The 24,370-nt window shown below is 43.8% G+C and carries 18 protein-coding genes; 15 read left to right on the top strand and 3 right to left on the bottom strand.

What is annotated here, in order from left to right:
* Positions 1-299: 299 nt before the first annotated feature.
* The 8 genes from ACTNEW_RS11710 (at position 300) to ACTNEW_RS11675 (ending at position 11,343) form a co-directional block, all read left to right on the top strand.
* A complete protein-coding gene (locus tag ACTNEW_RS11710; protein ID WP_441061127.1) occupies positions 300-1,286 on the top strand; it encodes a metallophosphoesterase in 987 nt (328 codons plus the stop codon).
* Positions 1,287-1,331: 45 nt separating this feature from the next.
* Positions 1,332-2,066, top strand: coding sequence for a nitroreductase family protein (locus tag ACTNEW_RS11705; protein ID WP_441061125.1), 735 nt, complete (start codon positions 1,332-1,334; stop codon positions 2,064-2,066).
* 304 nt (positions 2,067-2,370) lie between these two features.
* Positions 2,371-4,248 carry a PcfJ domain-containing protein gene (locus tag ACTNEW_RS11700; RefSeq protein ID WP_441061122.1) on the top strand — a complete coding sequence of 626 codons (1,878 nt, stop codon included), beginning with the start codon at positions 2,371-2,373 and terminating at the stop codon, positions 4,246-4,248.
* Between the two features lie 174 nt (positions 4,249-4,422).
* The gene (locus tag ACTNEW_RS11695) at positions 4,423-5,082 is read left to right on the top strand and encodes an RNA 2'-phosphotransferase (RefSeq protein WP_441061120.1); all 660 of its coding nucleotides are present in this window, start codon (positions 4,423-4,425) and stop codon (positions 5,080-5,082) included.
* Between the two features lie 344 nt (positions 5,083-5,426).
* Positions 5,427-6,515 carry a hypothetical protein gene (locus tag ACTNEW_RS11690; RefSeq protein WP_441061117.1) on the top strand — a complete coding sequence of 363 codons (1,089 nt, stop codon included), beginning with the start codon at positions 5,427-5,429 and terminating at the stop codon, positions 6,513-6,515.
* Between the two features lie 20 nt (positions 6,516-6,535).
* A complete protein-coding gene (codB, locus tag ACTNEW_RS11685) occupies positions 6,536-7,786 on the top strand; it encodes a cytosine permease (RefSeq protein ID WP_441061115.1) in 1,251 nt (416 codons plus the stop codon).
* A gap of 184 nt (positions 7,787-7,970) precedes the next feature.
* A complete protein-coding gene (locus tag ACTNEW_RS11680) occupies positions 7,971-10,385 on the top strand; it encodes a glycoside hydrolase family 3 C-terminal domain-containing protein (protein WP_441061112.1) in 2,415 nt (804 codons plus the stop codon).
* A 139-nt stretch (positions 10,386-10,524) separates the two neighbouring features.
* On the top strand, positions 10,525-11,343 hold the full coding sequence (locus tag ACTNEW_RS11675) for an alpha/beta hydrolase (RefSeq protein WP_441061110.1): 819 nt from the start codon (positions 10,525-10,527) through the stop codon (positions 11,341-11,343).
* A gap of 117 nt (positions 11,344-11,460) precedes the next feature.
* Here ACTNEW_RS11675 and ACTNEW_RS11670 read toward each other — a convergent pair whose 3' ends face one another.
* The gene (locus ACTNEW_RS11670) at positions 11,461-12,336 is read right to left on the bottom strand and encodes a phosphoribosylaminoimidazolesuccinocarboxamide synthase (protein ID WP_441061107.1); all 876 of its coding nucleotides are present in this window, start codon (positions 12,334-12,336) and stop codon (positions 11,461-11,463) included.
* 254 nt (positions 12,337-12,590) lie between these two features.
* Here ACTNEW_RS11670 and feoB point away from each other — a divergent pair, with 254 nt between their 5' ends.
* The 5 genes from feoB (at position 12,591) to ACTNEW_RS11645 (ending at position 17,931) form a co-directional block, all read left to right on the top strand.
* The gene (gene feoB, locus ACTNEW_RS11665) at positions 12,591-14,951 is read left to right on the top strand and encodes a ferrous iron transport protein B (protein ID WP_441061104.1); all 2,361 of its coding nucleotides are present in this window, start codon (positions 12,591-12,593) and stop codon (positions 14,949-14,951) included.
* A gap of 99 nt (positions 14,952-15,050) precedes the next feature.
* Positions 15,051-15,506 carry a MarR family winged helix-turn-helix transcriptional regulator gene (locus tag ACTNEW_RS11660; RefSeq protein ID WP_441061102.1) on the top strand — a complete coding sequence of 152 codons (456 nt, stop codon included), beginning with the start codon at positions 15,051-15,053 and terminating at the stop codon, positions 15,504-15,506.
* A gap of 244 nt (positions 15,507-15,750) precedes the next feature.
* Entirely contained in the window at positions 15,751-16,278 is a 528-nt protein-coding gene (locus ACTNEW_RS11655) for an ECF transporter S component (RefSeq protein WP_441061100.1), read from the top strand.
* The gene (locus tag ACTNEW_RS11650) at positions 16,279-17,115 is read left to right on the top strand and encodes a pyridoxamine kinase (RefSeq protein WP_441061097.1); all 837 of its coding nucleotides are present in this window, start codon (positions 16,279-16,281) and stop codon (positions 17,113-17,115) included.
* A gap of 210 nt (positions 17,116-17,325) precedes the next feature.
* Positions 17,326-17,931, top strand: coding sequence for a TIGR04100 family radical SAM protein (locus ACTNEW_RS11645; RefSeq protein WP_441061095.1), 606 nt, complete (start codon positions 17,326-17,328; stop codon positions 17,929-17,931).
* A gap of 177 nt (positions 17,932-18,108) precedes the next feature.
* On the opposite strand, the gene glgD is transcribed toward ACTNEW_RS11645, so the two are convergent.
* The gene (gene glgD, locus ACTNEW_RS11640) at positions 18,109-19,224 is read right to left on the bottom strand and encodes a glucose-1-phosphate adenylyltransferase subunit GlgD (protein ID WP_441061092.1); all 1,116 of its coding nucleotides are present in this window, start codon (positions 19,222-19,224) and stop codon (positions 18,109-18,111) included.
* A gap of 1 nt (position 19,225) precedes the next feature.
* Positions 19,226-20,365 (bottom strand): glucose-1-phosphate adenylyltransferase, encoded by a 1,140-nt coding sequence (locus ACTNEW_RS11635; RefSeq protein WP_441061090.1) that lies wholly within the window; start codon positions 20,363-20,365, stop codon positions 19,226-19,228.
* A 452-nt stretch (positions 20,366-20,817) separates the two neighbouring features.
* Here ACTNEW_RS11635 and ACTNEW_RS11630 point away from each other — a divergent pair, with 452 nt between their 5' ends.
* Together ACTNEW_RS11630 and ACTNEW_RS11625 are read left to right on the top strand one after the other, a co-directional pair.
* Positions 20,818-21,816 carry a putative ABC transporter permease gene (locus ACTNEW_RS11630; protein ID WP_441061087.1) on the top strand — a complete coding sequence of 333 codons (999 nt, stop codon included), beginning with the start codon at positions 20,818-20,820 and terminating at the stop codon, positions 21,814-21,816.
* A 144-nt stretch (positions 21,817-21,960) separates the two neighbouring features.
* Positions 21,961-24,360, top strand: coding sequence for a CDP-glycerol glycerophosphotransferase family protein (locus ACTNEW_RS11625; protein WP_441061085.1), 2,400 nt, complete (start codon positions 21,961-21,963; stop codon positions 24,358-24,360).
* Positions 24,361-24,370: the final 10 nt, after the last annotated feature.

The raw sequence follows: 24,370 nt of genomic DNA, 5'->3' as shown, positions 1-24,370 counted from the left end.
AAAGCATTTTGAAAATCACAAACATTGGTGCCTGCCAGCCAAAACAGAGCGGAAACTTAATGAAAGTAGAATAAATAATTAAGAAACCGAGTTTTAGAGAGACAGGCACCAACACCTTAGAGAGACAGGCACCAACACCACTAACGAAATAATCCGGAAAATTAAAAAATAAAGATCACATAAGAGTATGATGGTAATGCACAGAATGAGACTAATCAGAAGGTAATTTGCCAGATAAAAGGTGATTTACCAGATAAAAAGTGATAAGGATTTGCCAGTTAGAAGGGAGCAGGAAACATATGAAAAAGCACAGAGTATTTATTACCGGAGATACTCATGGATGGCATGATATTGACAAATTGAATTCGGATAATTTTCCTGAAGGAAATACACTTACGAAAGAAGATATTGTAATGATCTGTGGGGATGCCGGGTTGGTCTGGGCAGGAGCAGCGGCTGACAGGAGAAAGATTCAGTGGATTAGCAGCCGGCCTTTTACAACAGTATATTGCGATGGCAATCATGAAGGATTTCCGCTGTTTGAGGAGTATGAAGAGGTGGATTTTTATGGAGCAAAAGCTCACAAAATCTCGGATTCTCTTTATCATATCAAGCGCGGAGAAATTATGGAACTGGATGGAAGAACATATTTCTTTTTTGGCGGTGCATTCAGCCATGACAGAGAATCTCGTACGAAAGATTATGACTGGTTTATGGAAGAGCTTCCGGTGCAGAGTGAGTATGATCATGCGCTGGATCAGCTTGCAGCGCATGAGTTCAGAGTCGATTATCTGATTACTCATGATGTCCCTCTGAAGTATAATATGAGAATGGGATTTCATGGTGTGAGTCCGCGTATCATGGGAAATTATGAAAAAAAGTACCTCAATATCTGTGCAGTTTTGCAGAATATTCAAGAGATGACTGCATATACCGCATGGTTTGCAGGACATTATCATGTGAATGAAAGATATGATCGGCTTCAGGTGCTGCTGGATGATATTGTGGAGATTGACGACAGCGAATATGGATACCGGGTGCTTGAAAATCATGTGCGTGAGACGATGGGAAGAGTCTTTACCAGAGAAGAACTAAAGCAGAGACTGACAGAGGAAGATCTGTATATCAGCCATAACAAAATCGGTACCTGGATGCAGTTCGGAATGCGGGATCCGGCCATGAAAGCAAGCGAATATTTTGACGTTCCGGTGACTGATGATGAGCTCCGTTATGTTACAGCACTTTATAATCTTTATACTGTAAAAAAAACGACAGGAGACGTATAAAGAAACCGATTCCGCAGAGAAGAAAATCTATAAAGGAGAGTCAGAATGAACGAAGTTTTACAGCAGTTAAATGACAGAAAATCAGTAAGAGTTTTTGAAGAAAGAGAAATTTCAGCAGAGGATAAAGCGGCGATTCTTCAGGCTGCTGTAATGGCGCCAACGGCAGGAAATCAGCAGCTTTATACGATTCTGGATATCACAGATCAGAGCAAAAAGGAACGCCTGTCAGAAACCTGTGATCATCAGCCGTTTATTGCTTCTGCGAAAATGGTTCTTGTATTTTGCGCAGACTGCAGGAAGTGGTATGATGCTTTTTCTGCCTGCGGGTGTGAGCCGAGGCTGCCGGGTGCGGGTGATCTGATGCTGGCAGTGACAGATACGGCAATCGCTGCGCAGAATGCCGTGACAGCTGCAGAAAGTCTGGGAATCGGTTCCTGTTATATTGGAGATATTATGGAGAACTGCGAGCAGCAGCGGGAGATTCTGGGGCTTCCGGAGTATGTGTTCCCGGCCGTGATGCTGGTGTTCGGATATCCAACTGAGCAGCAGAAACGGAGGAAAAAACCGGAGCGTGTTTCCATGAAACACATTGTCCATGAGAATACATATCGCCAGATGGATGCGCAGGAACTGGAAGAAATGTTCCAGGTCAAAAAGGGCGTGAAAACTTATGAAGAGTGGATGCAGGCATTCTGTAACCGGAAATATCAGTCGGATTTTTCCCGGGAAATGACACGATCGGTGGAGGTATATCTGCAGGATTTTCTGAAAAATGAATAAACTCTTGAGTTTTCCTAAATATGTTTGAAGAAACTCCCGAAAGAAAAACCGGGAGTTTTTTCATATTATAGAAAAGTGCGTTGCATTTTCCTGTAATATAAAAAGTAATGGATATGTTTGAAAGATTAAAATAATTTCTGTTACCAATGGTAAACTGTATGAGACACGGAAGAAATTTGCGTTACCGAGGATAGAGTGGATAGTAACAAATTATTTGTGAGTCGATATACGGATATCACTATTTACAATGATTGTACCTGATAGAGCGATTTATGAACCGATGTACAGAAGACGGAGGAGTACCATGGACAGGAATTTTTTTATTATATCAGACAAAGTGCCGGGATGTTTTTGTTCAAAATGCGGAAAGCGTGTAATGCAGGATTCTTATAATTATAAACTGCATGGTGAGAAGTGTGGTTTTGCAAAAAATGATAATTTTCATCCTGTCAGGATGGATAGTTACGGATACCGGCTTCATAAAGATGAGAATTCTCTTGTTTTTTCTATCTGTAAACCGGAACTGATACCGATCCGTGGCTTTCGGGATAAGTTTTCCGGAGGAGGATGGTCTGTGGTTTTTCAGGCTGTTTTTGCCAGTGATACAAAAGAAATTGAGGTAACATGCCGGAAGACAGATATTCCTCTTGATACGTGGCTGGCGCTGATCCGGGCAGAAAAAGTGGTAAAAATACACCGGGAATCAGACAGATCGATCATTCACGGTGTGTTTCCCGCGGTAATCGATATCCATAGTCTCCAGATGTTTGTTCATATTTATCGAACCAAAGGATACACGTACCGGAAGATTCTGCCGAAGAAAACAGCAGACAAAATTCTTGGACTGCTTCAGGAGCAGTCACTGAGCAAAAGGGTGATTGCAGAAACCGGTATCTGCAGGAGATTTGGAAATGATTTTGTTAATGACAGATACAGGATTGAAGATTACAGGATGCCCGATGTCCGGCGGAAGTACCGTTATCCGGTGGAAATTTCACTGTATTATCTGAAGGATGAAGAACATACCTGTATCTTAAAAGTGCTGGAAGAAACTCCTCTTGGCGTAAGGGGATTTCTGTTTTCCAGGGATTATGTGTATACGCAGGAACCGGCAGAACTGTATGAAATTTTCCAGACCGATGTATGGTACAGAGAGGAAGATCGGAAGAAGCTGATGATATTTGCAGACAGATATCCGGAATTTCAGATTCGTCCATTTATGGAAGAAAACAGGAATGGAAATATTCTGATACTTTTGCTTTCGGGAAATTATCATGTACTTGTGGAACAGGCAGTAAAGGCCGGACTTTTAAATGTTGTAGCCAATATGGGGCGTCTTCCGGTATTTGAGAAGGATCCGCTTGTTTATAAAAATCTGAAGGAGGCATTCGGTCTGCCGGTATCTTTTTTGAGGAAGCTTGACGAGGATATGATGGAACCGCAGGTTCTGGAAGTTTTGAGAAGATTACGGAAACATAATCCGGCATTTGTGGATTTTGATTACTTTACGGAAGAAATGATTCGATTTTATCTGGACAGTAATCTTTACAGTGAGGAAGGAGAGTGCCGGATTACAGGAATTTCAGAACTGGGCAGCAGAGAGATTCTCAAAATTCTCCGCTACCTGAGAGAAAAGCAGAATCTGAATTACAGTTTTTACAGAGATTATCTGGATATGTGCGGACAGATGCATATGTACACAGACGGCCTGACCCCTGATGACGTATATGATGCGCACAACCTGATTATGGGATTGTTCAGAGATAAAAAAGATGAAATGATGCAGAAACAGTTTATCCAGAAGCTTCAGATGAAAGAATACCAGAGGCTTGCGACGGACCAGGAAGATGCCGATAAACACTTTTTTGAGAAAGATGAATATGTTATCATACTGCCAAAAGACAGCAGAGATCTGGTTCTGGAATCACAGCAGATGCATAATTGTGTGCGGACTTATATCAATGCAGTATGCAAAGGAAGTACACGGATTGTCTTTCTGCGAAAAAAAGATGAACCGGAAAAATCGTTTGGAACGATTGAAGTGAGCAGAAGAAATGAATTGATACAGGCAAAAGCTTTTGCTAACAGACATCTTGATCGCAAGGCACAGGAATTTGTGCGAAAATGGATGAAATATAAAAAACTGAGCATTCGTACATGCGATCTTGCGGAAACCGGATGATATATGGGGGACAATAAGGATGAGGTTGAGCGAGTGCGGGATCAATATACAGCAAAGAGGGGAGCGTACATGACGGAGATGCTATTCAAACACGCTCTGGTGTATATTTCAATGTGCTGGCAGGATAAATTATTTTAAATTGCGTATATCGTATATAAAGAGGAGAGAACAAATATGCTGGATAACACAAAAATCATTGAAGAAACAGGCGCATTATACAATCTGACGGATGAGGACCGGAAAATGCTGAAAAGACAGGGAACACGGATGAGCAGCAGAATGTGCGGGGTACTGCGGCATGATCCGGAAGCCATCGGTGTGGCTATGGATAAGCAGGCCTGGGTCAGTGCAGAAGAATTTATCGAAAAATTTAATCAGGTATATGGGGGAAAGTATTTTCTTAATCTTCCGGTGCTTATGGAACTGGTACGGACGGACAATAAACAGCGTTATGGATTGAAATGGGAGGGAGATGTGCTGATGCTCCGGTGTCGTCAGGGACATTCCATTCCCTGGCTGGAGATGGATTATCGTATGGAAACTCCGCCGGAAATTCTGTATCACGGAACAGTCTCTGCATACCTGTCATCGATTTTGAAAGAAGGACTCAAACCTATGAGCAGGCAGAAAGTGCATTTGTCCGCAGATGTATCGACTGCACGCAGTGTGGCAGGAAGAGGAAAAAGAAAAGAACTGGGAATGCCGGTGATTCTCCAGTTAGAGGCAGGACAAATGGCGGAGGATGGTGTGGTGTTTTATCTGTCGGATAATGACGTATGGCTGACAGATTATGTGGACCCGAAATATCTCAGTGTAAAAGCTATAGACATCTGACAGGTTTTTCGGCATTTCGTACACACAGAGGAATTGAGAAATTCATTGTATAATCCTGTAAAAGCTGCTGACAAAATCCAGCGAAAATTACAGATAAAATCCTTGACAACAGGGGCAGTTCATCTTATTATTTTGTATAAATATGATTTGCGAAACAATAACAGATGATGTCCTTTTTTCAGAGAAATACAGGCAGAGTCAGTAAATGAGACGGTCGGTCTTTCCTTTGGAGAGACCGGCTTCTTTTTTTGTTTGCGAATGTCGATTTTTGTCTGTAGACAGACATTTTTGATGGCGCAGAGAACACGGTAAAAGAACATGAATCACAAAGAGAGGGAAAAAAGATGGAGAAATGGAATGAGGTGTACCTGGTACCGGAGTTTTCCGAGCAGGGTGTGGACTGTTATCGCCTGGAGGGCGGGGATTATCAGAATGAATATTATGTCGTATCAGAGGCAGAAACACGGAAGCTTCTGAATACACCGGAAGTTGTGGGATACGAAGTATATCACTGCCTGATTCCGGCAACTGCACAGATGATGTATTATTTCAAGGAACAGAAGAAAGTGACAACTGCCAATATTCTGTCTATTTTACGAGGTGCTCTGAATTATCCCCTGGAGGAGAGCTGTTATCGGGAGCATATCCGGGTACATGATATCAGTTTTCTGTCCAGTGAGAGAGTTTTTGACCATGACGAAATTGCCGGATTGGAGATCAAATACAGCAAGCTGACCATGGTGCCGGACAGTACACTTCTGATTGGAGATATTATTGCATCCGGTGAGACCCTGATTCATTGCTTGCGTTATGTGACGGATTTTTACCGCAGCAATGGCGCGAAACTTCGTAATATTATCATTTTTACCATTGGGGGAACGACAGGTATTGAAGTACTGGAGCGTCTGACTGGAGAAATCCGGGAATTCTGGCCGGAGTTTGAAGGTTTTATCACTGTTTATTATGAAGGGATTTTCAGCACCTATCAGGATAAGGGTGTGTCCGGAATTAATCTTCCGGATGTGGATTTCTATTGGAAAAACGGTATTATTGCACCTGAATTCCGCAGACAGACACTGTCCATGCGTGATCCGCTTTTTGAAAAATGTATTATTTACGACGGAGGTGCCAGAAGATATGAAATTCATGAGCATGTGAAAGAAGTGCTGGAGTTCTGGGAAGGAATCCTTGCGCGTGCTGATCAGATCGACATGAAGGAACTTCTGGATGAAAAACTGGGATATCCGACACCGATCAGTTATGAAGACTGGCTGAAATGTAATCATTATGAGAAATTGCCGGAAGTACAGACCAGATGGCTGTACAAACAGGAGCAGGGATATATCGAGAGTATGAAGGAAGTGACTCTCCGGGAAATCTGTGAGCAGAGAATTCAGGAATTCAAGACCGCGCTTCGGAAATATATTATCTAAACAGAAAAGGGGAAAAGGAAATGAGTGAGACACAAAACAAGGCGGCCGTAACGGATGCAGATTATGCAGAGTGTGCGGTGCCAAAGGAAAGCAGAAGAAGTATTGTGACGATGTTTATGATCATGCTGGGATTCACATTTTTCTCGGCGAGTATGTGGGTTGGTCAGGAGCTGGCAGACGGGCTGGATTTTGGCGGATTTATCGGTGCGCTGATTCTTGGCGGCGTGATTCTTGGACTGTATACCGGACTTCTGGGATATGTCGGTGGAAAAACCGGTCTCAGTCTTGATCTTCTGGCACAGAAAGCTTTCGGAACAAAGGGTTCTTATCTTCCGTCTGCAATGATCAGCCTGACACAGATCGGATGGTTCGGAGTCGGCATCGCCATGTTTGCGATTCCTGTAGCCAATGAACTTCTGGGAGGAAGCACCACCGCAGAGTGGGTACTGGTAATTATCGCCGGAATCTGCATGACGGCATCTGCATATTTCGGTATTAAGTCACTGACGATCATCAGTTATATTGCAGTGCCGTTGGTTGCGGTTCTTGGAACAGCGGCCATGGTTCTGGCTGTAAAGAGAGGAGACGGAACGATTGTTGAACAGTTTGCGAAATCCAGCGGTTCTCTGACTGTTATCGGAGGCGCAGGACTGGTTGTAGGTTCTTTTGTATCCGGCGGTTCAGCTACTCCGAATTTTACCCGTTTTGCGAAAAACGGAACGGTTGGTGCAGTGACTACAGTAGTGGCATTTTTTATCGGAAACTCCCTGATGTTTTTCTTCGGAGCTGTTTCTTCCATTTTTGTAGGGGGAAATGATATCTTCGAAGTTATGATCAATTTGAACCTGTTTTATCTGGCAGTTCTGGTACTGGGCCTGAATATCTGGACGACCAACGACAATGCACTTTATTCTGCAGGTCTTGGTTTGGCAAACATTTTTCACCAGAAGAAAAAACCGATGGTTTTGATTTCCGGTGTTGTAGGTACGGTTGCTTCTGTATGGCTTTATTACAACTTCTGTAACTGGCTGAATATCCTCAACTGTACACTTCCGCCGGTTGGAATTATTCTGGTTTTTGGCTATTTTATGCACAAGGAAGATTATGTGGATGGAGTCAAAAATACGAAGGTTGTAGACTGGTTTGCCGTACTGGGCGTAGTACTGGGCGCAGTGGTTGCAAATCTGGTAAACTGGGGCATTGCTTCCATCAATGGTATGGTGGTAGCTGCTGTATGTTACTTTATCGGACAGGCAGTAAACAAAAAATAAAATGCAGGAAAGCCGGCTGGGAGTTTCAGCCGGCTTTCTGCATGTCAATACATAATATCAATATCGGATAAAATCCGGATAATAATAACTCTAGGTATCTGCGCTCAAATATGATATGATAACAGCAGCCAAATATTTGTGAATCGTTTTTGACGCGATAAATTTACATTGGAGGGCATACAAAATGAAGAAGTGGACAAGATCAATTTATCAGCCGAATCTTCCATTGGGAGAAGGAGAAAATCAGAGAAAGGTGACAGCATCACCGGAGCATCTTGCTCTGGCACGGGAAGCCGGACATGAGGGAATGGTACTCCTGAAAAATGAGAACCGGGTTCTTCCTGTGAAGAAGGGAACCAGCCTTGCACTTTTCGGCAAAGGTGTATTTGATTATGTAAAAGGCGGCGGCGGAAGCGGCGATGTAACCGTTTCTCATGTGCGGAATTTATACGATGGACTGACCATGAGAGAAGATGCACCGAAGCTGTTTACCCCGCTGGTGGATTTCTACAGAGAAAATGTGGAAAAACAGTACAGTGAGGGAGCCGTTCCGGGGATGACCGTAGAACCGGAAATTCCGGCAGAACTTCTGGAAGGTGCGAAGCAGTTTACCGATACAGCGATTATCGTAATCAGCCGTTTTTCCGGAGAAGGCTGGGACAGAAAGAGTTTAACCTATGAAGGACAGTCTTCCAGTGACGTTGAGATGGTAGAGAAAAGCAATCGTATTTTTGAAAACAGCGATTATTACCTGACTGCATGTGAGCAGAAAATGGTAGATACTGTCAGCGAAAATTTCGCAAAAGTAATCGTTGTCCTGAATGTGGGCGGTATGGTGGACAGCACCTGGTTTGTTCATAATGACAGAATTTCCTCTGTTCTGATGGCATGGCAGGGCGGTATGGAAGGCGGACTTGCTACAGCTGATGTGCTTCTGGGAGAAGTCAGCCCTTCCGGTAAACTTTCCGATACCTTTGCATCCGGTCTGGATGATTATCCGTCTACTTATAATTTCCATGAATCACCGGATTATGTGGATTATACGGAAGATATTTATGTGGGATACCGTTATTTTGAGACGATCGAGGCTGCGAAAAACAAAGTAAATTATCCGTTTGGCTTCGGACTTTCCTATACGGATTTTCAGATAGAGACACTCTGGGCAGGAGAAAAAGACGGCCTGATTTCCATTGGTGTCCAGGTGGAAAATACCGGAGATTTTTCCGGAAAAGAAGTTGTCCAGGTTTACTATTCTGCTCCGCAGGGACTTCTGGGCAAGCCGGCAAGAGTACTGGCTGCTTTTGAAAAAACAAGAGAACTGAAACCGGGCGAAGTACAGGTTCTGACACTGACTTTCCCGGCTGCATCCATGGCTTCCTATGATGATCTGGGCAAAGTGGCAAAATCCGCTTATGTTCTGGAAAAAGGCACCTATCGCTTCTTCGTGGGAAATTCTGTAAGAGATACGGAAGAGCTGGCATTTGTCTGGGAGGCAAAAGAGGATATCGTTACAGAGCAGCTTACCGAAAAAGGTGCACCGTCCCTTCTTAGACATCGTATGCTTGCTGATGGAAGCTTTGAGGAACTTCCGGCACGCACACCGAATGACCATATGGAAAACGGCCTCGGCTGGAGCAAAGAGGAAACCGAAGGTCTTGCTCCTTCTGTCCGTCAGATCAACGGATATTATCTGTGGCCGGATACATACGGTGCCGAAATAAAACTGATCGATGTCGCAGAAGGCAGACATACACTTGCAGAATTTATGGAACAGATGTCAGACCGGGATCTGGCAGAGCTTCTGGGAGGTCAGCCGAATGTCGGGGTGGCAAATACGTTTGGCTTTGGAAATCTTCCGGAATATGGCGTGCCGAATCTGATGACCGCAGATGGTCCTGCGGGTCTTCGTATTAAGCCGGAGTGCGGCGTTTGTACGACGGCATGGCCATGCTCTACCATGCTGGCATGCACCTGGAACCGTGAGATTGTGGAAAAAGTAGGATGTGCCGCAGCAAAAGAAGTCAAAGAAAACAATATTTCCATCTGGCTGACTCCTGCAGTAAACATTCACAGAAGCCCTCTGTGCGGAAGAAACTTCGAGTATTATTCCGAAGACCCGTTCCTGGCCGGAGAAATGGCAGCAGCTATGGTAACCGGTATCCAGTCACAGAAAATCGGAGCTACTGTGAAACATTTTGCCTGCAATAACAAAGAAACCAACCGCAAAGACAGTGATTCCCGTGTATCTGAGCGTGCGCTCCGCGAGATTTACCTGAAAGCATTTGAAATCATCGTGAAAAAATCCCAGCCATGGGTTCTGATGAGTTCCTATAATATGATCAATGGCTGCCGTGCTTCCGAGAATAAAGACCTTCTGGAAGACATTCTCCGCGGAGAATGGGGCTTCCAGGGTGTGGTTACAACCGACTGGTGGACCAAGGGCGAGCATTATAAAGAACTGAAAGCCGGAAATGATATCAAAATGGGAACCGGTTATCCGGAACGCGTCATGATGGCACTGGAAAAAGGCCTGATTACCAGAGCAGACCTGGAGAGATGCGCAGGACGAGTGCTGGAAATGATTTTAAAGGCAGATTAAAAAAGAATAAGTATACAGACTTTTGTTCATAACGATACAGATACCAGTCCGTTATATAGTACATTAAAAAATGTACTTGTATCGATTTTACTGAATAATCATCTGTTTGCTGGAAAATTACAGGGAGGTATAACAGGTTATGGTACACGAAAAATTACAGATTCAGGTGCCGGGTTCTGAGTGGAAAGCAGATTTGTATACGTATTTTCTGGATAATTCTGTGGAAATGCATCCTCACAGAAAACGTCCGGTAATTGTGATCTGTCCGGGCGGCGGATATGAAATGACTTCAGACAGAGAGGCAGAAGCAATTGCGGTTCAGTTTCTGGCCAGAGGATTTCATGCAGTGGTTCTTCGCTACAGTGTGGCACCGGCACGATATCCGGAAGCACTCCTTCAGCTGGCACAGACGATTTTGTTCCTTCGCGAAAATGCGGAGAAATATCATATTGATACAGAGAAAATAGTGGTTCAGGGTTCTTCCGCAGGAGGACATCTCGCAGCCAGCATGGGTGTCTTCTGGAAGAAACCATTTCTTGCAGAACGTCTGAATACGAAGTCTGAAATGCTGCGCCCGAATGGGATGATTTTGAGTTATCCGGTGATTTCTTCCGGAGAAAAAGCTCATGTGGGTTCTTTCCAGAATCTTCTCGGTGAGGAATACAATGACGAGGAAAAAAGAAAAAGCATGTCTCTGGAACTCTGCGTTACCAAAGATACACCGAAGACATTTCTGTGGCATACCGCACCGGACGATGTGGTACCTGTAGAAAATTCTCTGCTGTTTTTCCAGGCTCTTCACGCATTGGATATTCCGGTGGAAATGCACATTTATCCGGTAGGAGGTCATGGACTTGGACTGGCCAATGAGGAAACAAGCTGCGAAAATGGATATGGCCTGCAGGAAGAATGCCAGTCCTGGATGCAGCTGGCCTGTGACTGGATGAAACGGCTTTGATGCAGTGTGAAAATAGAAGAAAATAACAAAACGGCTTTTACGCTTTAGTGTAAAAGCCGTTTTGTTATTTTAGTCATTTGTTATCATGCTGCGGAAATCTGGGAAAATTCTGCAGTCTTACAGCGCCTTACCAGTCAGCATTTCGTATGCCTGGAGGTATTTGTCAATCGTCTTCTCCACGATTTCCTCAGGAAGAGTCCAGTCATTGTCCGGATTTGCTTTGAGCCAGTCGCGGGCAAACTGTTTGTCAAAGGAAGGCTGACCGTGACCTGGTTCATAGCCTTCAGCCGGCCAGAAACGGGAGCTGTCCGGTGTCAGCATTTCATCTCCGATCACAATATTTCCGTTTTCATCCAGACCGAATTCGAACTTGGTATCCGCAATAATAATGCCGCGGCTTAATGCATAATCTGCACATTTCTTGTACAGAGCGATCGTGCAGTCACGAAGCTTGGTTGCATACTCTTCACCTTTGCCGGGGAAATATTTTTCCAGATGAGCAATACTCTGTTCAAAGGAAATATTTTCATCATGATCACCAATTTCTGCTTTAGTGGACGGTGTATAGATCGGCTCAGGCAGCTTGTCGGATTCCTTCAGACCTTCCGGAAGGGTGATGCCGCATACAGTGCCGTCTTTCTGATAACTTGCCCAGCCGCTTCCTGTAATATAACCGCGGACAATACACTCGATCGGAAGCATTTCCAGTTTCTTGCACATCATGCTGTTGCCGTCGAACTGAGGCTGCTGGAAGAACTCCGGCATGTCTTTTACATCTACGGAAATCATATGGTTGGGAAGAATATCCTGTGTCAGATCAAACCAGAATTTGGACATCTGAGTAAGTACAGTTCCCTTTTTGGTTACGATGTTTTTCAGGATGACATCAAAACAGCTGATGCGGTCTGTTGCAACCATGATCAGGCTGTCTCCGTTGTCATAAATTTCACGGACTTTACCTTCTTTGATCGGTTTCATTACTTCAGTACTCATATGGCTTGCTCCAGTCTTTATATTTTAGAATTTTATTCACCATTAGTTAAACAGATTTTTTCAGAAAAATCAATAGTAATTTTGTAATAACGGTATCACATATTTAGATTGTTAAACAGACCAATAAAAAGTAAAACGAGACAAACTTTTTTTGCCTGGGATATCTTGACATCTATATTAAGTAAGCTTATACTAACTTTGATGAAAAAATTATCAAAAAGATAAAACTGAGGTTGTGATAAGGAGGAACAGCCATGAATCTGAAACAACTGGATATTGGAAAAACGGCTGTGGTGACTGCTGTGGGCGGCGAAGGTGCGCTGCGTCAGCATTTTCTGGATATGGGAGTGATTCCCGGTGCGGAAGTGACACTTGTGAAATTTGCACCTATGGGAGACCCGATGGAACTTCGTATTCATGGGTATGAACTGACTCTGCGTCTGGCAGATGCGGAAAAAATACAGATCAGACCTGTTTCTGCCGCAAAGGAAAAAGACTGGGGACTTGAGGAAAGCGGCGAAATGCATAAGGCAGAACATCCCGGTCTTGGTGAGGGCGGCAAATATCATGTAAAAGCGGACGAAAACCCTCTGCCGGAAGGGGAACTTCTGACCTTTGCCCTGGCAGGCAATCAGAACTGCGGCAAGACAACACTGTTTAATCAGCTGACGGGATCCAATCAGCATGTGGGAAATTTTCCGGGTGTGACCGTAGACAGAAAAAGCGGTGTGATTAAGGGAAATGACAATACAGAGATTACAGACCTTCCGGGGATTTATTCCATGTCCCCGTACAGCTGTGAAGAGATTGTGACCCGGCGGTTTATTATTGATGAAAAACCTAAGGGTATTATCAATATCGTAGATGCTACAAATATTGAACGTAATCTTTATCTGACCATGCAGCTGATGGAACTGGATGTTCCGATGGTACTGGCTTTGAATATGATGGATGAGGTGCGTGGAAACGGCGGTTCCATTCGCATTAATGAGATGGAGGAAATGCTTGGCATTCCGGTGGTTCCCATTTCTGCAGCCAGGAATGAAGGAGTTGATGAGCTGATCCGCCATGCACTCCATGTTGCAAAATATCAGGAACGTCCCGGCAGAACGGATTTCTGTGATAAAGATGAGCATGATGGTTCCGTGCACCGGTGTCTCCATGGGATTATGCATCTGATTGAGGATCATGCGGTAGCTGCCGGAATTCCGGTGCGTTTTGCGGCGACAAAGCTTGTAGAAGGAGATCGGGTCATTCTGGAACGTCTGAAGCTTTCGGAAAACGAGCAGCAAATGATGGAACACATCATCTGCCAGATGGAAGAAGAACGCGGACTTGACAGGGCTGCCGCAATTGCAGATATGCGTTTTGATTTTATCCAGAAACTGGTTGATGCTACGGTAGTGAAGCCGAAAGAGAGTAAAGAACATGCCAGAAGCCGCAAAATCGATAAGGTTCTGACCGGAAAATATACAGCGATTCCTGTATTTATCGGGATTATGGGACTGGTATTCTGGCTGACATTTAATGTGATCGGTGCGTGGCTGCAGGGAATTCTGGAAATGGGAATCGGGTGGCTGACAGAAATTGTGGATGCCACGATGACCTCCTGGAATGTGAACAGTGCCATTCACTCGCTTGTAATCGATGGAATTTTCAATGGTGTGGGAAGTGTGCTGAGTTTCCTGCCGATCATTGTGACGTTGTTTTTCTTCCTGTCACTGCTGGAAGATACCGGATATATGGCCAGAGTGGCTTTTGTAATGGATAAACTTCTACGTAAGATCGGGCTTTCCGGACGAAGCATCGTACCTATGCTGATCGGATTCGGATGTACGGTTCCCGGTGTTATGGCAAGCCGGACGCTGCCGTCGGCGCGTGACCGTAAGATGACAATTCTTCTGACACCATTTATGAGTTGCTCCGCAAAGCTTCCGATTTACGCATTCTTTACCGCGGCATTTTTTCCGAAATATGGCGGGCTGGTGATGATTGGACTGTATGTACTTGGGATTGTGATAGGAATTCTTGTTGCACTGATATTTAAGAGTACCATGTTCAAAGGTGAGGCTGTGCCATTCGTGATGGAACTGCCGAATTACCGTATGCCTGGTCTTAAAAATGTGGCTCAGCTTTTGTGGGAAAAAGCCAAGGATTTCCTGCAGAGAGCATTTACCGTTATTTTTGCGGCGACCATTATCATCTGGTTTTTGCAGACCTTCAGCCTGCATCTGAGTATGGTTACAGATTCCAAAGACAGTATTCTGGCAGTGTTGTCCGGTGTACTTGCTCCGATTTTCAAGCCTCTTGGATTTGGAGACTGGAGGGTTTCCACGGCACTGATCACAGGATTCATGGCAAAGGAGAGTGTAGTTTCTACACTGACGATTCTTTTTGGAAGCATGGCAGAACTGGCGGCTGTTCTGACCCCGCTGACAGCTGCATCGCTTCTGGTATTCTGCCTTCTGTATACACCCTGTGTTGCAGCTATTGCTTCTGTGAAAAGAGAACTTGGCGGAAAATGGGCGATTGGTGTTGCAGTCGGACAGTGCGTGGTTGCCTGGATCTGTGCGTGGGTCGTACATATCATTGGTCTGCTTCTGGGCATGGCATAAAGAATAAGAAAATCAGGAAAATCAGTTGCAAAATTCTGCCCCCGGTGGTATATTTGTTTAAAACTGAACGGAAAAACCGTCCAAACTGAGGGGAAAAACATGGAAAGACAAATAGACAATTTACTGCACGGATCACAGTTCAAGCAGCTTATGGAAGACCGGATCTCACAGATCCGGGAACAGTATGGCCTGAGAAAGGTGGATGTGGAAATCCTTTATTATCTGTCCGGATGCGGAGAACGGAACACGTCCAAGGATATCAAAAATGATACGAAAATTACCAAGGGCCATATCTCTCAGTCGGTCGACCGGCTGCAGAAGATGGAGCTTCTTACCTTTATTCCGGATGAAAACGACCGCAGATGTGTGCATCTGTGCCTCACACAAAAGGCGGAACAGGTAAGCAGGGATATTACGGGAGTCTGGAACGAAATGAGCCGCATTGTTTTTGAGGGAGTGACTGAGGAAGAGGTGAAAGTTCTTGCGTCAGTTGCCGCGAAGATTGCGCGGAATATTGACCGGGCGATGAATGGCGGGACAGTGAATAACAGGTAACCGGTGTTTGGAAATAGCATGAAAGAATATGGCTTCATATGATATATCTGAGGATATGTGATATGGAGCCATTTTTATGATATTTTTGAGACACAGACTTCCGGCAATTCCGGGATGAAAATCGTGTGTGGAGTCATAAGCGAAAAAACTGTCCCTTTAAATATAATGGTAATTGGATATTTATAAATGACCAGTTGTGATATATGATAAGAAAAATCAAAGCAGAAAAAGAGGAGATTGCATTATGAAAGAAAACAAGGTAATATTTATCACAGTGAACGCTCTGCTGATCGCGCTGGTATGTGTATCTACGATGGTCATTCAGATTCCTATCCCGTTGGGCTATATGCATCTTGGAAATACCTGTATCCTGCTGGCCGGGGAAATGTTCGGCCCGGTATCAGGGCTTCTTGCAGGAGGGATCGGTTCCGCACTGGCAGATCTTCTGACCGGTTATACCCAGTGGGTGCTGCCGACTCTGATTATTAAAGGGATTATGGGATTTGTGATCGGCTGGATCATCAGCGGCAAAGGAAGAACCATGAGAATGACTTCTGTCCATACATTTCTTGGAAGTCTTGCCGGAATTGCGGTTATGATTTTTGGATACTTTATCGGGGGATCCATTTTGTATGGAAGTATTTATACAGGCGCTACCCAAATTCCGGGACTGACTCTGGAAGGTGTTCTGGGAATGGTGATTTTTTACGCGATTGGCTTTGCACTGGAAAAAGCAAAAGTACCTGTTGTTTTGAAAGAAAGGATTTTGTAAATGCTGCCCAATCATAATCATCAGAAAAAAATTGCAGTTATTAATGATATGTCCGGATTTGGCCGCTGCTCACTGGCAGTGGCTATTCCTATTATTTCTGTTATGAAGATTCAGTGCTGTCCGGTACCTACTTCAATATTTTCCAATCATACCGGATTTGAGAGCTTTTTCTTCGAGGATTATACAGACCGTATGCAGCCATATATTGACGAATGGAAAAAACTGGGCCTGTCCTTCAGCGGAATCAGTACCGGCTTTCTCGGTTCCAAAGAACAGATTCAGATCGTACTTCGTTTTCTGAAGGATTTTGGGACAGAGGATAATGTGGTTGTGATCGACCCGGTTATGGGTGATTATGGCAAAACATATCCTACATACACACCGGAAATGTGTACGGAGATGAAGAAACTGGTGACTCATGCAGACATTATCACTCCGAATCTGACAGAAGCCTGTATTCTTACAGACACACCTTATCATGAGGACAAATGGAAACAGGCGGAAATTATTACACTTGCGCAGAAGCTTGCAGAGAAAGGTCCGGGCAAAATCGTCATTACCGGAATTCCGCAGGGTGAGTTTATTGCAAACCTCTGTTATGAGAAAGACAGGGAACCCAAATTCCTCCGCACGCACAAAGTAGGAACGTCCCGTTCCGGTACCGGCGATGTGTTTGCTGCCATTATTGCGGCTGATGCGGTAAATGGTGTGGATTTTCAGGAGTCTGTACGCAAAGCATCCCGATTTGTGAAGAAATGTATTATGAAATCCATTGAAATGGATCTGCCTCTGACAGATGGGGTTTGTTTTGAGGAACTTCTGGCGACATTGAAGTGAAAACGGATGCCGGAAGGATTCAAAAGAAAGACAATATGAAAGACAAGATATAAAAGAAAGAAAAGATAATAGATAAGAAAAGTTCAGAAATGGGAATATCAATAAAAAGCGTCTGAACGGTAAGCAACAGGAATCGTATCAATAGGAATCATATCAATAGAAACCAAAATTCCAAGAGAGAAATTTAATCAGAAAGGAACAGACAAGTTTATGAATACGATTTTATATGAGGTTCATCATAATCTGTATGTAAATTTAACCAACAAATGTCCCTGCGCATGCACCTTCTGTCTTCGCCAGACCAGAGATCATATGGAAAATTCAGGATCTCTGTGGCTGGAACATACTCCGTCACTGGAAGAGGTGCTTGCAGAATTTGAAAAGTTTGATATGGACAAGTATGAAGAGGTGGTTTTCTGTGGCTTTGGAGAACCGACAGAGGCTCTGGATAATCTTCTGGAAACAGCACGCTTTGTGAAAGAAAACTATCACAAACCGGTCAGAATCAATACGAATGGACTGGGAGATCTTGTGAACAAAAAGGAAGTGGCACCGCTTCTGAAAGGTCTTGTGGATACCGTATCCATCAGTCTGAATACTCCGGATGCAGACGAATATCAGAAACTGGTACGCCCGAAATTCGGTGAGATTTCTTATCAGGCAATGCTTGATTTTGCAAAGAAATGTACAGAATACGTTCCCCATGTGGTTATGACAACGGTAGCTACAACTCTGACAGAAGAGGAAGAAAAAAAATGTGCGCAGATTTGTGAAGAACTGGGCGTTACCTACCGGATCCGTCCATGGGAGGATTGAATATCATACAAATTTAGGATGAATTTTCAAATACATTCCAGTACAAACACAGAAGAGTACTCTCGCATATTTCTATGATCAGGAAGAAAGCTTTTCTGTGAAATAAAAAATCGAAATAAAAACCCCCCTGCCTGCCAGCAGGGGATTTTTTATTTCAGGAAAGATTTTGGTTCTTGCTTAAACGGTATCGTCACGTTTTACATATCCCGGTTTTTCCGGATCAGCGATGATTTCTTTGGCATGGATAACCTGTGCCCATTTATCAATTACCTGATTTTCGATATGTACGTCTTTTCCGATTACAGAGTTTGCGAGAATAACGCTGTTTTTGACAACAGCCCCTTTTTTGATTTCACAGCCACGGCCGATAACGGAGTTTTCAACTGTACCTTCGATCAGGCAGCCGTTGGAAACTACGGAATTTTTCACAGATGCTCCCTCAAAATACTGAGTCGGGCAGGAATCTGTAGTTCTTGTATAGATCGGCCATTCCGGATCGAACAGATCTGTTGCCTGTTTGTAATCGATCAGTGCAAGGTTGGCATCGAAATAGCTCTTGAAGTCGGTAATGGTTGCAAAGTATCCGCGATGTGCAATGCCGCGTACATCGAGCTCAGAAGCTTTGATGTTTACGATCTGCGGCAGAGTGTACATGGAGGATAATTTTTTCGCTTCTCTGATCAGGCTGATAAAGAGATCTTTGGACATTACATAAGTGTCCATGAAAATGTTTCTCTCTTTTGTGTTGCCGCGGTTTTTCTCAATGGACTCTACACCCTTCTGTTTGTTCAGGTTGAGAACATCGCAGTTCAGGTATGCTTCTCTTGCGTTGTTTACTTTGTGATATAACAGAGTAATATCAGCGCCGGAATCAATATGTGCCTGAAGAAGAGTCTCAAAATTCTGGGTATAAACCATATAATTTGGTGCGATTACCACATATGGCTGATGCATTCTTTCGATGATCTCGATATTTTCCCAGAATGCGTTGATGTCAGTATTGTAAAAATCATTTGCGGAGCTGTTCTCAGAGAAAAGAAGCTGCAGCTTGCCGCGTTTGGAGTTGATGTTGTAATGACGTCCTGTTCCCAGATGTTCTGCCAGAGAACGGGGATTACGTCTTGTATAAACCTGAATACGGTCAATGCCGCTGTTGCTCATGTTGGAAATCGGGAAGTCGATAACGCGATATCTTCCAAGGAAGGAAAAAGCACCGATCGGACGGTAATCCTGCATTCCTTCGACTTTAATATGGTTTGCGGATGAAGTTACGATACCAAATGCTCTACTCATGTTATTCTACCCCCTTCACATTTTTGGCAACAAGCAGGATGTTTTCGCTGTCTGCGCTTCCTACCACTGCACCCTTGCCGATTTTGACACCATCAGCAACCAGAGCGCGCGTAACAACGGCACCCTCTTCTACCACGGAACCAGGCATAAGAACGGTATCGATGACTTTGGCACCGGCACCTACGGTTGCGCCTGTAAAGAGAACGGAACTCTTAACATCGCCTTCAATGTGGCATCCCTGTGTGATGAATGCACGATCAATGGATGCATCCGGTCCGATGTACTGCGGAAGAGCGGTAACATCTTCTGTATAAATTTTCCAGGTATTGTCATGGAGATCCAGTTCATTTTTTCCATCAAGAAGGTCCATGTTTGCTTCCCATAAGGAATCGATGGTTCCTACATCTTTCCAGTAGCCTTCGAACTGCCATGCAACAAGGGTCTTGCCGTCGTTCAGAAGGGTCGGGATGATGTCTTTACCAAAGTCATGGTTGGAATCCGGATTCTTCATATCTGCCAGAAGCAGTTTGCGGAGAAGTTTCCAGTTGAAAATATAAATACCCATGGAAGCCAGATTACTCTTCGGCTGAGCCGGTTTTTCTTCGAATTCCACGATACGGCCTGTTTCATCGGTGTTCATGATACCGAAACGGCTTGCTTCTTTCATAGGAACGCCAATAACTGCGATGGTAGCGTCAGCATTGTGTTCTTTGTGGTATTCCAGCATCTTTGCATAATTCATTTTGTAAATATGGTCACCGGAAAGAACGAGGAGATATTCCGGGTCATAGTTGTCAATGAAATCGATATTCTGGGAAATCGCATCTGCGGTTCCGCGGTAAACGTCCAGATTCGCATCTGCTTTTTCACGCGGCGGGAGTACATATACTCCGCTGTCTTTGGTATCAAGACCCCAGCGGCGTCCGGCTGCAACATAGCTGTTCAGGAGGACAGATTCATACTGGGTAAGTACGCCTACAACATCAATTCCACTGTTGGCGCAGTTGCTGAGAGGGAAATCGACGATACGATATTTACCGCCGTATGAAACTGCAGGTTTTGCCACTTTATTGGTAAGATCATGCAGACGACTTCCCCGGCCACCGGCCAAAATCATTGCTAACATATTGTTTTGTTTCATGGTGAACCCTCACTTTCCTTTTATATGCATATATTATACAATTATTTTTTTAATTTTTCCATATTTTTGTGCAAAAAAATATAAAATTATTTGACGAGATTCGACAGAATTTGTGTAAAATATGTAAAAAATAATGGTAATTATTGGGAATATCAACGTAATCGGAGATTTTATTCAGGAGAGAGATTTGTATTTGCAGAAGAGGAAATTATATTTGGCAAAGAGAGATTTTTATATTCAGAAAAGGCCGGTCTTTTAATAAGAATAAAGATATGATATGATAAATCAGTATATTTCTTTTACGGGAAATGCCTCCCGTTTTCCTGTAATTAAAAAGTCATAGGGCAGATATCCGGGCGAGAGTGGTAATAAATGGAAAGGGAATAAGTTTGGAAGTGAACTTCCAAATCTACCATTATTGACGCAGCAAGTGCGTCAGGAAAGAGGAGAAGATGAATCAGGAAATGCTTATTTTGACTGCAGAATTGATTATTTTATTTTTTGCATATTCTGTTGCCGGATGGTGTATGGAGGTTATTTTGAAATACCGCCAGTTTCATCGTTTTATAAACAGAGGATTTCTGATCGGACCATATTGTCCGATTTATGGAAGCGGTGCTGTGGTGATCACGGTCGTGATCGGGGGAACCGTAGGAGCGGATGGCGGTTATCTGGAAACTTTTCTTACAGCTTTTGTGGTCTGCGGGGCACTGGAATATGCGGTAAGCTGGTATATGGAAAAAATGTTCCATGCCAGATGGTGGGATTATACCGGAAAGCCTCTGAATATTCGCGGGCGTATCTGGATCGGAAATCTGATATTGTTTGGCCTTGGTGGGGTACTGATCGTCAAATGGATGGACCCGGTGCTGTTTGGTATTCTGAGACGCTGGCCGCTCAGAGTGCTTTATACGGCAGCGGTACTGATCATAGTGCTTATGGTTTTGGATTATGTGGCTTCACATGTTCTGTTTCACATGGTCAGACAGGAAATTGACGGAGTGGACGCGGATAATTCTGAAGAGGTCAGTCTTCGTGTCAGGGCACTGCTTCGGAGCAAATCCACACTGCTGCGCCGTATCGGTGATTCCTATCCGAACCTGAAAGTCAGTCCGGAAGTAGTTCTTGCCAATCTCAAAAAACGTCAGGAGAAACTGCGTCTTGCAGCGCAGGAGCATGAGAGGAAAATTGTCGAGGCCGTGCAGCAGGGTCAGGAGCAGCTGGCAGAAACCATGAGAAATGCCCAGGAGCAGCTTGCAGAATCTGTGAAGAACGGAAAAGAGCAGCTTGTGGAGTCTGTGAAGAACAGTAAAGAGCAGCTTGCGGAATCCGTGAAGAACAGTAAAGAGCAGCTTGCGGAATCTGTAAAGAATGTAAAGGAACAGATGCAGGTTTCCGGGGAAGAGAAAAAAGAAAAATCAGATGATGTCAGAAATGACAGATTGAAATAAAATTGTGTTCATTTTATGATGCTTTTGTGAAAAACTGGACTCTTGTCCGGCTTTGCGTTATAATTAGCTGTATTTTAACAGTATGATAACTGGGATTTTATTGTATAGCATCAGGAAATTCATATATTAGAAGGGAAAACGAGAATGCAGTTTGCAGCAAAGATAAAAAAATTGATAAAGCTTAGCAACTGGTATCCATTTTATAATTTCTTTTACGAACATGTATCGTTGAATGACAGAATGATTTTGCTGGAATCACGAAGTGGAAGCGCACTGGAGAGTAATATTCTGGCTGTTTTGAGAGAACTGAATCAGGACCGTTATAAGCATTTTCAGATTATTTTATCTGTACGTAAGCAGGCAGAAAAATCCATAAGAAAGAAATTGCAGTATTACGGTATTCATGTGGATAAGATGATTTATACAGGAACTCACTGTTACTATTATTATCTGAGCAGAGCTGGTTATCTGGTAAATGATACTACTTTTCCGGGACGTTTTATAAAAAAAGAGGGACAGGTTTATTTAAATACCTGGCATGGGACACCTCTGAAGAAGATGGGACGTGATAATCGCTCAGAGATTATTTCCATGGGAAATGTGATGCGGAATCTTTTGTGTGCAGATTATCTTGTTTTTCCCAATGAGTATATGGAAGAAAAGATGGCAGGTGCCTATATGCTGCAGGAACTGTACAGAGGAACAGTTCTTCAGGAAGGCTATCCGCGGAACGATATTTTTCAGTATCCGGAGAAAGGCGCGGCGCTGAAAAAAAGGTCAGGTCTGGAAGATAAACGCCTGATTGCATATCTCCCTACATTTCGGGGGAATTTTAATCAGGTTGAAGAAAAGGAATTTATTCATGTTCTGAAGCAAAGCCTGGAAACATGGGACCGTAATTTACAGGAGCAGGATCTGATCTTGGTAAAGCTTCATCCCTTTGTTCGCGCGGAAATTGATTTTCGTGAATATTCTCATATTCGGGTATTTCCGGAAGAGTGGGATACCAATGAGGGGCTCAATGCATGTGATGTTTTGATTACGGATTATTCCAGTGTGATGTATGATTATGCCAACAGCAGGAAGAAAATTATCCTTTATACATATGATCTGGATGATTATATGGGCAGCAGAGGGATTTACGATGATATTACCGTCTATCCGTTTCAGATGGCTCATACAGCCGGGGAGGTTGTGGAATGTCTTTCACGACCGGGCGGTGAGCCTGATGAGCTGTTTATGCAGAGATATTCCACATATGAAGATGGAAACAGTGCATCCCGCATCTGCCGGGAAGTTTTTGGAAAAGAATCCTGCTGCAGAAAGCATCTTTATAAAGGAGACGGCAAAAAAAATATCCTGATTTATGGAGGTGACCTGGCACTTAATGGTATTACTACAGCGCTTGGTGCAATGCTGAGAGAACTGGACAGGGAAAAATATCATTATTTTGTTTCTTTCCGGTCTTCTTGTCTGAAAGATGCCCCGGAGCGGCTGAACAGGATTCCGGACAAAGTTGATTTTTATCCGCTTGCCAGCGAAATGAATATGGATTTTTTATCTATGAGCGCTTATGCTTTATGGATGAAATTCGGATGGAATATACCCTGTATAAAAAGACTGTTGGATCGACTGTTTGACAGGGAATGGAGGAAGCATTTTGGCGGCTGTGATTTTAGTCATGTGGTTCACTACAATGGTTATGAGCGGTATATGACTTTTCTGCTTCAGAAGGCACCGTGTGAAAAAACCATCTGGGTTCACAATGATATGCCGCAGGAGATCCGGACAAAACAGAACCAGAGCGGGCCTCTTTTGCATCTGGCATATCAGACGTATGACCATGTGGTTGCGGTCAGTGAAGATATCCTGGATGGAATATACCGGATCAGCGGAAGAAAAGATAATGTTCTGGTGATTGGAAATTTTCATGAGTATCAGGAGGTTATAAAGCGGGCAGAAGCGCCGGTGACTTTTGATAACAGTACTGTGTCAAATGTTTCTCTGGAAAAGGTGCAGGAAATCCTTGAGAGTGATGCGGATAAGTTTATCAATATTGGAAGGTTTTCCCCGGAGAAGGGACAGGAGCGTCTGATCGAAGCATTTGACCGGTACTGGGAGAAATATGGCAATGCATATCTCTTCATGATTGGCGGAACCGGTTCTTTGTATGAGGATATGAGGAAGCTTGCCGGGACAAAGAAATCTTCGGATCGTATGATTATCATCAAAAGTATGAGCAATCCGATGCCTGTTTTGAAAAAATGTGATTTGTTTTTGCTTTCCTCCTATTATGAAGGATTGGGTCTGGTACTTTTGGAAGCAGATACGCTGGGGGTTCCTGTGGCTGCCTGTGATGCACCGGGGCCGAGAGGATTCCTGAGAGAATATGGCGGATTAATCGTTGAAAGCTCCATGGAAGGACTTTTGAATGCAATGGAGGAGTATCGATGCGGAAACGTGCATGTCCTTCATGTGAATTATGAGTTGATGAATCAGGTATCACGGAAGAAGTGCGAACAGCTTTTCGCTGGAAAATTGTGATAAGAGGGAT

It is taken from the genome of Blautia sp. HCP3S3_G3 (assembly GCF_052063365.1).
In the GTDB taxonomy this organism is placed as follows: domain Bacteria; phylum Bacillota; class Clostridia; order Lachnospirales; family Lachnospiraceae; genus Blautia_A.
Note: the sequence above shows the minus strand (reverse complement) of the source record. Positions and strands in the feature narration are given on the sequence as shown.

Coding starts and splice junctions, on each gene's coding strand:
- ACTNEW_RS11710 (WP_441061127.1), top strand. CDS start 300: ATGAAAAAGCACAGAGTATTTATTACCGGAGATACTCATGGATGGCAT.
- ACTNEW_RS11705 (WP_441061125.1), top strand. CDS start 1,332: ATGAACGAAGTTTTACAGCAGTTAAATGACAGAAAATCAGTAAGAGTT.
- ACTNEW_RS11700 (WP_441061122.1), top strand. CDS start 2,371: ATGGACAGGAATTTTTTTATTATATCAGACAAAGTGCCGGGATGTTTT.
- ACTNEW_RS11695 (WP_441061120.1), top strand. CDS start 4,423: ATGCTGGATAACACAAAAATCATTGAAGAAACAGGCGCATTATACAAT.
- ACTNEW_RS11690 (WP_441061117.1), top strand. CDS start 5,427: ATGGAGAAATGGAATGAGGTGTACCTGGTACCGGAGTTTTCCGAGCAG.
- codB (WP_441061115.1), top strand. CDS start 6,536: ATGAGTGAGACACAAAACAAGGCGGCCGTAACGGATGCAGATTATGCA.
- ACTNEW_RS11680 (WP_441061112.1), top strand. CDS start 7,971: ATGAAGAAGTGGACAAGATCAATTTATCAGCCGAATCTTCCATTGGGA.
- ACTNEW_RS11675 (WP_441061110.1), top strand. CDS start 10,525: ATGGTACACGAAAAATTACAGATTCAGGTGCCGGGTTCTGAGTGGAAA.
- ACTNEW_RS11670 (WP_441061107.1), bottom strand. CDS start 12,336: ATGAGTACTGAAGTAATGAAACCGATCAAAGAAGGTAAAGTCCGTGAA.
- feoB (WP_441061104.1), top strand. CDS start 12,591: ATGAATCTGAAACAACTGGATATTGGAAAAACGGCTGTGGTGACTGCT.
- ACTNEW_RS11660 (WP_441061102.1), top strand. CDS start 15,051: ATGGAAAGACAAATAGACAATTTACTGCACGGATCACAGTTCAAGCAG.
- ACTNEW_RS11655 (WP_441061100.1), top strand. CDS start 15,751: ATGAAAGAAAACAAGGTAATATTTATCACAGTGAACGCTCTGCTGATC.
- ACTNEW_RS11650 (WP_441061097.1), top strand. CDS start 16,279: ATGCTGCCCAATCATAATCATCAGAAAAAAATTGCAGTTATTAATGAT.
- ACTNEW_RS11645 (WP_441061095.1), top strand. CDS start 17,326: ATGAATACGATTTTATATGAGGTTCATCATAATCTGTATGTAAATTTA.
- glgD (WP_441061092.1), bottom strand. CDS start 19,224: ATGAGTAGAGCATTTGGTATCGTAACTTCATCCGCAAACCATATTAAA.
- ACTNEW_RS11635 (WP_441061090.1), bottom strand. CDS start 20,365: ATGAAACAAAACAATATGTTAGCAATGATTTTGGCCGGTGGCCGGGGA.
- ACTNEW_RS11630 (WP_441061087.1), top strand. CDS start 20,818: ATGAATCAGGAAATGCTTATTTTGACTGCAGAATTGATTATTTTATTT.
- ACTNEW_RS11625 (WP_441061085.1), top strand. CDS start 21,961: ATGCAGTTTGCAGCAAAGATAAAAAAATTGATAAAGCTTAGCAACTGG.